This is a genomic window from Miniimonas sp. S16, assembly GCF_057748195.1.
On record NZ_CM173242.1, the window covers coordinates 2,249,636 to 2,261,596 of the forward strand.

Here is an 11,961-nt window from a genome sequence, read left to right on the forward strand (position 1 = left end):
GAGGTTGGGGCTGTTGTCGGTGACGATCACGCGCGCTCACCCCCGGAGCCGTGTCCCGAGGAGCCGCCGGACCGGCCGGGGCCGTCGTCGAGACCCCCGTCCGACCCGGACCCGGACCCGCCCGCCCCGACGGCGACCGGGACCCGCGCGGCGACGCCGTCGCGGATCGCGTCGTGGGCGATGTCCGGGGCGCTGATGCCCTCCTGCTCGCCCTGCCGGTCGATCTCGGCGCCGAGCGAGCGCAGGACGTCGAGCACGAGACCGATCACGACGAGGTACACCCCGATGTCGAAGAAGAGCGTGGTGACGAGCTTGATGTGGCCGAGCGGTCCGGCGTCGAGCTCCACGACCGCGGACTCGAGCATCGAGCCGCCGAACAGGAGGGGCACGAGCCCGGCGCCCACCGAGAGGAACAGGCCCGAGCCGAGCAGGAAACCGGCGTTGACGGGCGCGGCCTCGCCGAGCTCGTAGCGACCGCCGGCGAGGTACCGCAGCACGAGCGCGATCCCGGCCACCAGGCCGCCCGCGAACCCGCCGCCCGGCGCGTTGTGGCCGGAGAAGAGCAGGAACACCGAGAAGACGACCATGGTGTGGAAGAGCAGGCGCGTGGCGATCTCGAGGATGACCGAGCGGCGCTGCGGCGCGAGGGTCGCCCCAGCCGACAGCCAGCGCTGGTTGCGCAGGGTGGCGCCGAGCGAGCCGGCGGTGGACCGTGCACCGTCCGAGGCGTCGGACGGCAGACCGTCGGGGTTGAGGCCACCTGCTGCGCCGGGCTCGTCCTCGGCGCGCGAGTCCGCGCCCCGGGGACCCACGAGTCCCGCGCCGCCGCCACCCGCGACCTGCGCGTCCGACCAGTGCTCGCCGTCGTGCGCGTGGTCGTCGCCGTGGCGACTGCGTGCACTCGACGCGGGCTCGCCGTCGTACCCGCTGCCTCGCCGACCCGGGCTGCCCACGCCGTAGGGCGCCCGCGGCGCGGCGTTGCCCACGAGGTCCTGCCCGCCGGCCTCGCCGAGGCGAGCCAGCGCGGGCGAGCCGTGTGCGCTCTCGCTCCAGACGGCGCCGCGCGCGTCACCGGCGTCGGCGGCGCGCTCCACGCGGGCGGTGCGGACCCGGAGGAAGACGATCGACGCGACGCCGGTGGCCGCGACGAGGAGCACCGAGATCTCGCCCATGGTGTCCCACGCGCGGATGTCGACGAGCGTGACGTTGACGATGTTCCGGCCGTTGCCCCAGGCGTAGGCCTCGTCGGGGAAGTCCACCGACACGGGCTGAGCCACGCGCGCCTGCGCCGCGACCAGGACGCCGATGCTGATAACCGTCCCGACGGCGATCCCGAGCGCCGCGCGGAACCAGCGGCTCGACGCGAGCGGGCGGTTGGAGAAGTAGGCGGGCAGGCGGCGCAGCACGAGCACGAACACGACGAGCGTCACGGTCTCGACGAGCACCTGGGTGAGCGCGAGGTCGGGGGCGCCGTGGAGCTCGTAGAGCACCGCGACGCCGTAGCCGGAGATGCCCAGCAGCAGGACGGCCTTGAGCCGGCGGCGTGAGCGGGCCGCCGCGATGCCGGCCACCACCACGAACACGCCCACCACGAGCTGGACCGGGCTGTCCCACAACCGGACCGAGCCGATCGACGCGCCGCCGCCGTGCCCGAGCAGCATGGCGGTGCCCGTGGCGACCGTGGCGGTGACGAGAATGACGCTGAGGTACACGGGGATCGACCCGCGCTGGGTGAGCGAGGTGAGGAACCCGGCGCCCCGATCGAGCTGGCGCATGAACCGGCGGTAGGTGTCCTCGGCGTCGAGCACGAAGGCGTCGTGCGCCTGCAGGCGGGAGTCGCGGCCGCCGAACCAGAACAGCGCGGCGCCCGACGCGAGGATCACCACGGTGAGCAGCAGCGGCACGCCGAACCCGCCCCACAGCACGAGGTGCCCGGCGGAGCCCGTGGGGTACGTCTCCGCGTAGGGGCCGAGCAGTCGCTCGCCGAGGCCCGGGACGAGCCCGGCCGCGAGGCCGCCGAGGGCAAGCACCGTCGGCGGGAGGAACATCGGCCACGCCTCGCGGTCGACCTCGTTGTCGGACAGCCCCCGCTTCGTCGAGAACGCGCCCCACCAGAACCGCAGCCCGTAGGCCACCGTCAGGACCGAGCCGAGCACCACGACGGCGAGCAGTGCGACCGAGGTGGGTGCGCCGTCGAGCGTCACGCCGTGCCAGAGGCCCTCGAGCGCGGCCTCCTTCGCGACGTACCCGGCGAACGGCGCGATGCCGATCATCGAGGCGATCGCGAGCGCGGCGACGACGGCGAGGAACGGCATGGTCCGGCGCAGGCCGGAGAGCTGGTGGATGTCACGCGTGCCGGTGGCCGCGTCGACGATGCCGACGACGAGGAACAGCGACGCCTTGAACATCGCGTGCGCGCCGAGCATCGCGATGCCCGCGAGCGCGACGGCGCGGTCGCTCTGCCCGACCAGGAGGATGAGCAGGCCGAGCTGGCTCACCGTGCCGTAGGCGAGCACGAGCTTGAGGTCCCACTGCCGCAGCGCGCGATACCCCCCCAGGAGCAGCGTGATCGTCGCGAGCACGAGCAGCGGCCAGGACCAGGCGTCCCACGTCGCGAAGCCGGGGGCGAGCCGTGCCACGAGATACACCCCGGCCTTCACCATGGCCGCGGCGTGCAGGTAGGCGCTGACCGGCGTGGGCGCGGCCATCGCCGAGGGCAGCCAGAAGTGGAACGGGACGAGGGCGGACTTGCTCACGGCGCCGACGAGCACGCACACGATCGCGGTGGAGGTCACGCCGGTCAGCTCGGGCGGCGCCGCGGCCAGGGCCGAGAGTGAGTAGGCCCCCCCTGGCGCCTCGCCGAGCAGGATGATCCCGGCGAGCATCACCAGGCCGCCGAACGTCGTCACGATGATCGCCTGCATCGCGGCGCGGCGGGACACCTTGCGCTCGAAGTAGTGCCCGATCAGCAGGTAGGAGAAGACGGTGGTGAGCTCCCAGAACACGTAGAGCAGGAGCGTGGAGTCGGTGCTGACGAGGCCGAGCATCGCGCCGGCGAAGGCGACGAAGACGCCCGCGAAGCGCGGTTTGCCGGTGGCGCTCTCGGCGAAGTACCACGCGCAGTACAGCAGCACGAGGGCCCCGACGGCGCCGACGATCAGCACCATGAACCAGCTGAGCGTGTCGATCCGGAAGTCGATCGTGAGATCCAGCCCCGGCACCCACGGGATCGACTGCACCCACGTGCGGCCGGCCAGCACGTCGGAGGTGAGGGTGAGCGCCCAGACCGCGGCCGAGGCGGGCGCGAGAGCGAGGACCGCAAACATGCGACGACCCCACCGGCGCACGAGAACGGGAGCCACGAGGGCGGCCGCGACGTGCAGCAGGAGGATCTGGAGCATGGGGGTCCCGTCGTCAGGAGGGCGGGCGTGCCCATCTTAACGGCGTCCCGTGGGTCGCCGGTGGTCCGCCGGTGGTCCGCCGATGGCCCCGCCCCGGGGCGCCGTCGCCGGGCCGGCCTGCCCGCGGGCAACGCATCGTCGGCCTCCCGCGGGTCTCCCCGTCAAGCACAGGTCAACAGGCGGCCATCCGGGCGCGGTCGTGGCACCATGGGAGCGTCACGTGGAGTTCCTCCCGAAAGGTACGTTCGATGGCGAGCATCCTTCTGGTCCACGGCCGCAGCAGGCCGCTGTTCGGTCCCGCGCAGATGCGTGAGCAATGGCTCGTGGCGCTGCGCTCCGGGTTCGAGGCGGCGGGCATCGACGCCCCCTTCGCCGACGAGGACGTCCGACTGCCGTGGTACGGGGACTCGCTCACGCACCTCGTCGGTGGCGTCACGCGCGCCGAGGCGGAGCGGGTCTCGCTGCGCGGGCACCTGCACGCGGGTGAGCGTGAGTTCGTGCTCGACGTCGTGGTCCAGGTCGCACGCGCGTACAACTTCTCCGCGGCGCAGCTCGCCGCGGTGGCCGCACCTGACGACGAGGGCGCAGCCCCGCCGTCGTGGGGCTACGTGCGCACGGTGCTCGCCGCCGTCGACCGCTACGTCCCCGGGATGACGGGCGCGACCGTCGCCTTCGTCGCGCGGGAGTGCTACGGCTACCTCACCGACACTCGCCTGCGGCAGATGATCGACGACGGCGTCGCGGGCGTCGTGCGCGCGGGCGAGCCCACCGTGGTGCTCGCCCACTCGCTGGGCGCCGTCATCGCCTACCACGTGCTGCGTGCCCACCCCGCGGGGGAGTCGTGGCGGATCCCGCTCCTGGTGACGCTCGGCGCGCCGCTCGCCTGGCAGGCGGTCATCACCGCGCTCGGCCGGCTCGAGATCCGGCAGTTCCCGCGGCCGGTCGTGAACTGGGTGAACGCGCGCGACCCGCAGGACGCCGTCGCGATCGGGGGCGACCTCGTCGGGTCGCTGCTGCCGGTCGGCGCGGGCCTGCCGGACGTCCTCGAGGAGACGGGCGTGGTCAACCCCGAGGACGGCCGGCACGCCATCGAGTACTACCTCGCGGATCCGCTGGTCGCGGCGCACGTGGCGCGCGCGCTCGGGTAGCGCACCCGTCCCGGTCGCTCGGCGGCCCCCGGTGCCCCGGCTGCCACAGGTGGCCCCGTGCCCGCCGGTAGGGTCGCCCCGTGGCGCGTCGGCAGTGGGGGCTCGGGCCGCCCGTGCCCGATCGCGAGGAGCCGGCCGACGACGAGCCCAACCCCTACCTCCCCCCGGACGCGCAGCGTGAGCTGCGACGGGCGCGCGACGCCGAGCGACGGTCGCGGCGACGCCTGGCCGCCCGCCGGGCAGCCGCCGAGCGCGCGGGCGGTCGCCGCTCGCACTCCTGGGGTGCGTGGTTCGGCGCGCTCCTCGGTCGGCGGAAGGCGGAGCGCGACCCCGATGCCGGGCCCGACTCCGCCCCCGATACCGAGCCCGGCGCCGTGCCGCAGGACGCACCCACCGACGACGAGCCCACGCCGCACGGCGTCCGCGCCGTCGACGTCCCTCCCGCCACGGACGCCGGTTCCCGTCCCGACGACGAGCCGGCGCGCCCCCGCACCCCGAGCCGCAGACCCGCCCCCGGCCGCTCGGCGGGACGCGCCGCCGCGGGACGCTCGAGACGCGGTCCTCGCTCGTGGCTGCGCCGCACGCGCCTCGTGGTCGCCGCCGCCGCGCTCCTGACCCTCCTGGTGATCGGCGGCGTGCTGACGTACGTGCAGGCCAACCGGCCGGTCCAGCCGGACACGGCGCTCGACGTCGTGTGGCGCACCGACCTCAAGGACCTCGCCGCGAGCCCCGGGCCGCTCGCCGGGCTCGGCGACCTCGACGCCGTGCTCGTGTCCGGTGACCTCGTCGTGCTGCGCCTCGGGGAGACGACCTACCCCGACACCACGCGCGTGATCGCCGCCCTGGCGCTCGCGGACGGCACACCCGCCTGGCGCCTCGACCTCGCGGGCGGGGTGTGCGCGGACGAGGCGATCAGCTGGGAAGGCGCGCCGGCCGTCGTCTGCGCCGGGGTGCACGACGGCGAGCAGCAGCTTCTCGTCGTCGACGTCGCCGACGGGAGCGTACGGGCGCAGGCACCGCTCCCCTGGGACCCGGTGAGCATCGGCGCCGGCACGGACGGCGTCGCGCTCGTCGGCCCCACCGACCCGGCGACGGCGGCGACCCCGCTGGCCTGGTGGGCGCTCGACGACGGTGGGCTCGCCGTCGAGCCGGCGTGGGAGACGGACCTGCTCGACGTCGAGCCCGAGCTCGAGGAGGACCTGCGCAACAGCGACGGCGTGGCCGACCTGCGGCAGGCGGACTGGCTGCGAGCGGGCGACGCGGTGCTGCTGGACCTGCCCTACTACGCGAGCATGCGCGTCGACGCCGACGGCGTCTCGCTCCTCGACCGGTGCTGGTCGGTGCTGGTGGACGGCGACGCGTTCGTCTGCTCCGGGAGTACCGAGACCGTGCGCTACGGACCGGACGGTGCCGTGGAGTGGACGGTCCCGGACGCCGCGCTGAGCGCCGAGGCGGGCTGGGCGGTGCCGGTGCTCGTGACGCGGCACGACGCCGTGGGTGACGACACGTACGCGATGGTCGGCCTCGACGACGGCGCGACGCTGGGCGAGGTCGACCTCGACAGTGACGTGTCGCCGGCGCTCGCCGGCACGCCCGGGGACCCCCTGGTGGTCGTGGGCGACCGCCTGCTGGCGCTCGCCCCGGACGGCGCGCGGCGCTGGAGCGCGCCGCTCGGGGACCAGTGGGTGTCCCGGGTGTCGGTCGCGGGCGACCGAGTCGCGGTGGTCCAGTGGGACCTCACCGCGGTGTTCGACCTGGCCACGGGTGAGCGGGTGGCGCGCCTGGACCTGTACGACGCGATCCCGGTCGGCGACCGGCTCGTGCTCGAGCGGGGGGCGCACTCGGTGTCGTTGGTCCGGCTGCCCTGAGTCCGCCGGACGCGGCCGGAGGGGGCCGAACCGGTTGGGTATCGTCGGCCCATGCCCGGACCCGGTGACCAGCGCGACGGCGAGCAGCCACCCGAGTACGACCTGTCCGACGACCTGACGCTCGGTTTCGAGCGGTCCACCGCGACCCCGGCGCCGGGGGCTCCCGGAGCCCCGGCGATTCCGTCGGCCGCGCCGGGTGCGCCCGCCTCCGGCACCGGCTCGTGGGCGCCGAGCGCTCCTGGCGGCCCGGCCACGCCGTACTCGTCGGCGACGTCGGCACCGGGCTATCCGGCCCACCAGTCGGGCACGGGCGGCTACCCGCTGGCGCCCGGCCAGCCGGGCCAGCCCGGGCAGCTCGGCCTGCCGCCCCAGTCCACCTCGCCCGTGTGGCCCGCGTCGAGCGCCGGGTCGGCGGCGGCGTCGCCGGCCTCGTCGAGCCAGACGGCGCCCTCGCACGCGAACCCCTACCTGCCGCAGCCGTGGCAGGCGACGCCACCTTCGCCGTCGGGCGCCGCGCCGTCCTCCGCGCCGGGCTACGGCGCCGCGCCCTACGCCGCGCCGTCGGGCGTGCCCGCCTGGGGCACTCCGGCCGGCGCGCCCCCGGCCGGTGCCGGGCCGGCACAGCAGGGCACGAGCGGCTACGCCGCCGCCCCCGGCGGGACCCGGGCCCCCTCCCGGCCCGGCGGCTACGGCCCCTCGACCCCCGCCCCGGTCGGGTTCGGGCGCCCCGCCCGCCCGACCCCGAAGCGGAACGGCGGGTGCGTCGGTATCGTCGTGGGCGCGATCGTCGTCCTCGGCTTCGTCATCGCGGGGATCAACAACAGCCGTCCCGACGCCCCGACCGGCTCCGACCCGCAGCCGACGATCGCGAACCCGTCGATCCCCGCCGCACCCGCGGGCTCGACGGCGGAGCTCGCCCCGACCTGGACGCTCGCCTTCGACGACTCGACCGGGTACCCGACGAACCGCGACATCTACGGGCTCGGCGGTTACCAGGCCGGCGTCGTCGCGGCCCAGGACGTCCTCGTCTCCGCGATGACGCGGGACTTCGTCGGCGACGAGCCCGTCGAGGTCCGCGCGCTGTCCGTGGCAGACGGTTCGACGGTGTGGACGGCCACGCTGGACAGCGTCGTGTGCGCCCAGGACGTGATCGCCACGGACGCGGCGCCGTCGGGCGAGGTGGTCGTGTGCGCGGGCGCGCGGGCCGGCGGCGAGCACCTCGTCCAGCTCGACGTCGCCTCGGGCGCGGAGGTGCTCGACGTCGAGGTCGACACCCCGACGGCGAGCATCGCCGCGACGACGGCCGGCGTGGCGCTGCTCGGCGAGACGGACATCGACACGGCCAGCACGTCGCTGGCCTGGTACGACGTCGACGGCACGCGGGCCTGGGTGACCGACCTCGTCGACCTCGACCCCGACTTCGCCGAGGACGTGACCTACGAGGACGAGGCGATCATCTACGACGCGTCCTGGGGGCGGTTCGCCGACGGCGTGCTGCTCGGCGTCGGCTCGTCGACCTACCCGCTCACCGCGGCCGAGGCTGGCGGTCCGCTGGAGTGCTACTCGGCGTACGTGGGGGAGACCGGGTACGTGTGCGACTCCTACCCGATCACCGCGTTCGACGCGGCCGGGGACGAGCTCTGGACGATCGACTACGACGACATGACCTCACTCGCCGGCGGCTGGGGCCGCTGGACGACGATCCCGCTCGGCCGCTCCTACGAGTCCTCTGGCTCGGTCTACTCCCCGTTCGACCCCGCGACGGGCGACGTGGGCGACCCGCTGTACGCGACGGACGAGTACCCGTACGTGGTCGGGTCCCCCGAGCACCCGCTCCTCGCCCTCGAGACCGGGCTCATCGGCATCTCGGCCGAGATGGACGCGCTGATCTGGGAGTACGACCTCAAGGACGGCCGGCCCTGGGCGGTCGGCGTCGCTGGGGACCGGATCCTCGCCGCCGCCGACGACCGCGTGGACGTGCTCGACGCGGCCACGGGTGCACCGGTGGGGTCCATTCCGGAGGGCTACGGCGCGACACCCGCCGGGGATCGCCGCGCGGTGTCCATCGGCTACGACGAGATGGCGTTCTACGCGCTGCCCTGAGCGGGCGGCCGGCTCAGCGACGCGCAGCGGTCAGGCGAGGTCGACGAGGAACCCGTCCTCGTCGAGCACCTCGCCGCCCACCACCGCGCGCAGCGCCGCGGCGGCGCGTTCGATCGCCTCGCGCACCGATGCACGACGGCGCAGCGCACCTCGTGTCGTCGGCTCTCGTTCCGCGCCCTCCGCGAGCCAGCGCAGGCGGTAGGTCACGACCCCCTGACCGGTCCACGCCGCGTCCGCGAGGGGGGCGGGCAGCACCTCGGCGCCCTCGGCCTCGACGAGGACGCCCGGCTCGTCGTCGCGCTCGGACGGCCGCCAGAACGCGTGGTACCCGTCGAGCTCGGCGGTCGGGACCGCGCCGTCGAGGACCGTCACCCCCGGCAGGACGGGCCCGAGCACGTGGCCCATGGCCTCGGGGGTGAGCCACACCGGGGCGTGCACCGTGAGGTCGACGGCGGAGTCCGGGTCGGGCTCGAGCAGCACGCCCGTGGTGGTGCGCAGGATCCCGGCGAGCCGTCGCGCGCACGCGTGCACGACGTCGAGCACCTGTCGCTCGACGCCGTCGGGGTGGTGGGCGCCGAACGCGTCGAGCAGCGGGCCGTACCCGTGGGGCAGCGCGGGCGCGGGACCGGACCGGTCGGGCTCGACGTCGACCACCCACGCCTGCGTCACCCACGCCGGGAGGGCGAGGGCGTGCCGGGTGCGCAGGTCCACGCGCCACGGACCGGTGAGCGTGGCGCGCTCGGTGAGGGCGGGGGGCAGGTCGCCCGCCCCGTGCGTGCTGCCGCGCTGGTGCCGGGGCAGCAGGTCGAGCACGCCGGGCAGCTGCGGCGTGGGCAGCGCGGTCCACTGCGAGCCCGCGACGTGGGAGAGGACGAGTGAGGCGACCTCGTCGCTCTCGACGTCGTCGGCCAGCAGCAGCAGGTGGTGGTGGTGCGCGACGGCGGGGGCGATGCCAGGGCGCCTCACCCTGCTCACGGCACCGGGCACGGCACCGCTCACGGCACCTGGGTGCGGTGGAACCCGAGGTGCGACCGGGACGCAGTGGGACCGCGCTGGCCCTGGTAGCGCGAGCCCTGCGCGCCGGAGCCGTAGGGCTTCTCGGCGGGGCTGGAGAGGCGGAAGAAGCAGAGCTGGCCGATCTTCATGCCGGGCCAGAGCGTGATCGGCAGGGTCGCGACGTTGGACAGCTCGAGCGTGACGTGGCCGGTGAACCCGGGGTCGATGAAGCCCGCCGTCGAGTGCGTGAGCAGGCCGAGGCGCCCGAGCGAGGACTTGCCCTCGAGGCGGGCCGCGACGTCGTCGGGCAGGGTCACGAGCTCGTGCGTGGCGCCCAGGACGAACTCGCCCGGGTGGAGCACGAACGGCTCGTCCGGCTCGACCTCGACGAGGCGGGTGAGGTCGCTCTGGTCCTTCGCCGGGTCGATGACGGCGTACTTGTGGTTGTCGAAGAGCCGGAAGTACCGGTCCAGGCGCACGTCGACCGAGCTCGGCTGGACCATCGCGTCGTCGAACGGCTCGAGCACCACGCGGTGCGAGGCGATCTCGGTGCGGATGTCGCGGTCGGAGAGCAGCACCCGCCCACCGTAGTGCGGCACGAGACTCGGGTCGGGGGCAAGCCCCGCGCGGCTCGAGACACGATGGGGTCATGATGGCTTCACGCGAGGTCGACCGCGTGCCGACCGCACTGCTCGTCGCGGCGGCCGCCCTCGCGCTCGGCGGTTGCGCCGCACCCGCGGGTCAGGGCGCGAGCGCCGATCCGTCGCGTGCTGGGGCGGCCTCCCGTTCGCCCCAGCGGCGTTCGACGGCGGGCTCGAGCCGAGCGATCCGGACGCGGTTCTCGCGGCGCTGGAGACGCTCGCCCGTCGAGGGCGGCATCGACGCGCCGCAGGAGCTGCAGGATGCGCCCGTGGCTGACGCGCGGTGGATCGTGCTGCGCGAGACCGGCGACGAGGTGCTGGTCGGGCTGGGCGCCTGGGGTCCCGTGGGTCCGCTGGACGACGCGGCGGAAATCGTGACCTTCGCCAGGACGCCCGACGGTCTGCAGGCGTTGGGCTGGGGAGGGTGCTCGCTCGCCCCGGTGCCGCCGGAGCCCTGGACCTTCTGGGCCCACCTGGGCGCCCCCGACGCAGCCGCCTAGGACACCACCCTTCGGCTCCAGGTCACCGAGACCGCGTGCACGGGCGGCCGCGACCCCTCCCCGTACCTGCGCGAGCCCGTGGTGGTCGTGACCGCCGACTCCGTCACGATCTGGTGGGTGAGCGGCGACTTCGTGGGCGAACCGCCAGCCGATGCGGACGAGCCGCGCTGGACCTGGTCGAGCAATCCGATCGTCGAGCGGACCGTCGTCCTGGCCGAGCCTCTGGGGGGCCGCGCGGTTCTCGACGCCTCGAACTGGCCACCGCGGGACGTCCGGGGGGTGTCGCTCGGCTGAAAGCCTGCTGTGCGCCGGCTTGAGCGACGGCCGGCTTGCGCTCGGCCCGCGTGCGGCGAGTGCCCCGCAGTGACCCGCTCGCCGTCGCACACGGACCCTTGCGAGGTGCCGAGGAGCTCCTCTCGTTCATGGACTGTCCGGCCAGCCACGTCATCGCGCGGTGTACTCCCACCGCACGGTCGCGCGGGTCACGGCTAGGTCGCCCCCCTCCGTTGTGTGAAGTGCGCTTGACATGTAAAGTCCGTTTTACAGCGGGTCGCGCGCCGCGCGGCCGACGGACTCGGACGAGGAGCAGGCCATGGGCGATGGGGTGGCACGCAGCAGGTGGGGTCGATCGCGACTGGGTGGTGGCCGCTGGTCGGCACTCGCCGTCGCACTCCTGATCGGGGTGGTCCTCGCGGCGGGGTTCGGGGCGCTCGCGGCGGCGACGGGAGTCGTGGCGGACCACCCGCTGCTCGGCGGCGTGGTGTTCGCCGTGTGCACGGTGGGGCCGTGCGCCGCGCTCGGCTACCTCCTCGTGGTCGATCGCGACACGATCGCGGGGGCGACGCGTCGTCCCGAGGAGTCGGTGGAGTCGGGGTGGTACGAGCGCGCGGCGGCGGGCGCGCTGGGCGACATCGTGGTGCTCGCCGGGCTGACTCTGGTGGTCGCGACCTTCGTGCCGGCGATCGCCGACCTGCCGTTGCGCCTGGTGCTCGTCGTGCTCATCGGGGTGGCAGCGGCGTCCTGCGCGTTGCGCTACCTCGTGGCTCGGCGAAAGGGCTGACGTGCGCAACTCCGTGCTCGAGGCGCGCACTCGGCTCGGCTGGTCCCAGCAGCGCCTCGCCGACGAGCTCGGCGTCTCGCGTCAGACCGTGATCTCGATCGAGCGGGGACGCTTCGATCCCTCACTCCCGCTCGCGTTCCGCATCGCCGCCGTGTTCGAGGCGCGGATCGAGGAGCTGTTCTTCCCCGGTGACGCCTGAGTGCCGCCGGGGGCCTCGGGTTTCCGAGGCGCTCGGGCCGCAGGG

The 11,961-nt window shown here is 74.8% G+C and carries 10 protein-coding genes; 7 read left to right on the top strand and 3 right to left on the bottom strand.

Annotation, left to right across the window (positions count from 1 at the left end; all coding sequences use genetic code 11):
- Positions 1-26: 26 nt before the first annotated feature.
- Positions 27-3,401 carry a Na+/H+ antiporter subunit A gene (locus tag AC3AQ1_RS09855; protein WP_108718837.1) on the bottom strand — a complete coding sequence of 1,125 codons (3,375 nt, stop codon included), beginning with the start codon at positions 3,399-3,401 and terminating at the stop codon, positions 27-29.
- A 248-nt stretch (positions 3,402-3,649) separates the two neighbouring features.
- Here AC3AQ1_RS09855 and AC3AQ1_RS09860 point away from each other — a divergent pair, with 248 nt between their 5' ends.
- The 3 genes from AC3AQ1_RS09860 (at position 3,650) to AC3AQ1_RS09870 (ending at position 8,520) form a co-directional block, all read left to right on the top strand.
- Complete coding sequence (locus AC3AQ1_RS09860; protein WP_108718838.1) at positions 3,650-4,549, top strand: hypothetical protein; 900 nt, start codon at positions 3,650-3,652, stop codon at positions 4,547-4,549.
- An 80-nt stretch (positions 4,550-4,629) separates the two neighbouring features.
- Positions 4,630-6,417, top strand: a complete 1,788-nt coding sequence (locus AC3AQ1_RS09865; RefSeq protein WP_108718839.1) for an outer membrane protein assembly factor BamB family protein — start codon at positions 4,630-4,632, stop codon at positions 6,415-6,417.
- A gap of 51 nt (positions 6,418-6,468) precedes the next feature.
- Entirely contained in the window at positions 6,469-8,520 is a 2,052-nt protein-coding gene (locus AC3AQ1_RS09870; RefSeq protein WP_108718840.1) for a PQQ-binding-like beta-propeller repeat protein, read from the top strand.
- Positions 8,521-8,550: 30 nt separating this feature from the next.
- Here AC3AQ1_RS09870 and AC3AQ1_RS09875 read toward each other — a convergent pair whose 3' ends face one another.
- A complete protein-coding gene (locus AC3AQ1_RS09875) occupies positions 8,551-9,486 on the bottom strand; it encodes a hypothetical protein (RefSeq protein ID WP_159096486.1) in 936 nt (311 codons plus the stop codon).
- A 29-nt stretch (positions 9,487-9,515) separates the two neighbouring features.
- Complete coding sequence (dcd, locus tag AC3AQ1_RS09880) at positions 9,516-10,094, bottom strand: dCTP deaminase (protein WP_108720126.1); 579 nt, start codon at positions 10,092-10,094, stop codon at positions 9,516-9,518.
- Between the two features lie 71 nt (positions 10,095-10,165).
- Between dcd and AC3AQ1_RS09885 the strand changes: the two genes are divergently transcribed.
- The 4 genes from AC3AQ1_RS09885 to AC3AQ1_RS09900 all read left to right on the top strand — a co-directional run bounded on the left by AC3AQ1_RS09885 (position 10,166) and on the right by AC3AQ1_RS09900 (position 11,916).
- Positions 10,166-10,657, top strand: a complete 492-nt coding sequence (locus AC3AQ1_RS09885) for a hypothetical protein (protein ID WP_108718842.1) — start codon at positions 10,166-10,168, stop codon at positions 10,655-10,657.
- 87 nt (positions 10,658-10,744) lie between these two features.
- Positions 10,745-10,951: a hypothetical protein gene (locus AC3AQ1_RS09890; protein ID WP_159096487.1), complete on the top strand. Its 207-nt coding sequence runs from the start codon at positions 10,745-10,747 to the stop codon at positions 10,949-10,951.
- Between the two features lie 298 nt (positions 10,952-11,249).
- The gene (locus tag AC3AQ1_RS09895; RefSeq protein WP_108718844.1) at positions 11,250-11,717 is read left to right on the top strand and encodes a hypothetical protein; all 468 of its coding nucleotides are present in this window, start codon (positions 11,250-11,252) and stop codon (positions 11,715-11,717) included.
- A gap of 1 nt (position 11,718) precedes the next feature.
- Complete coding sequence (locus tag AC3AQ1_RS09900; protein WP_108718845.1) at positions 11,719-11,916, top strand: helix-turn-helix transcriptional regulator; 198 nt, start codon at positions 11,719-11,721, stop codon at positions 11,914-11,916.
- The last annotated feature ends 45 nt before the right edge of the window (positions 11,917-11,961 follow it).

Bases quoted from the DNA above. Each gene is read 5' to 3' on its own strand.
- AC3AQ1_RS09885 (WP_108718842.1), top strand. From the start codon at position 10,166: ATGATGGCTTCACGCGAGGTCGACCGCGTGCCGACCGCACTGCTCGTC.
- AC3AQ1_RS09860 (WP_108718838.1), top strand. From the start codon at position 3,650: ATGGCGAGCATCCTTCTGGTCCACGGCCGCAGCAGGCCGCTGTTCGGT.
- AC3AQ1_RS09855 (WP_108718837.1), bottom strand. From the start codon at position 3,401: ATGCTCCAGATCCTCCTGCTGCACGTCGCGGCCGCCCTCGTGGCTCCC.
- AC3AQ1_RS09870 (WP_108718840.1), top strand. From the start codon at position 6,469: ATGCCCGGACCCGGTGACCAGCGCGACGGCGAGCAGCCACCCGAGTAC.
- AC3AQ1_RS09895 (WP_108718844.1), top strand. From the start codon at position 11,250: ATGGGCGATGGGGTGGCACGCAGCAGGTGGGGTCGATCGCGACTGGGT.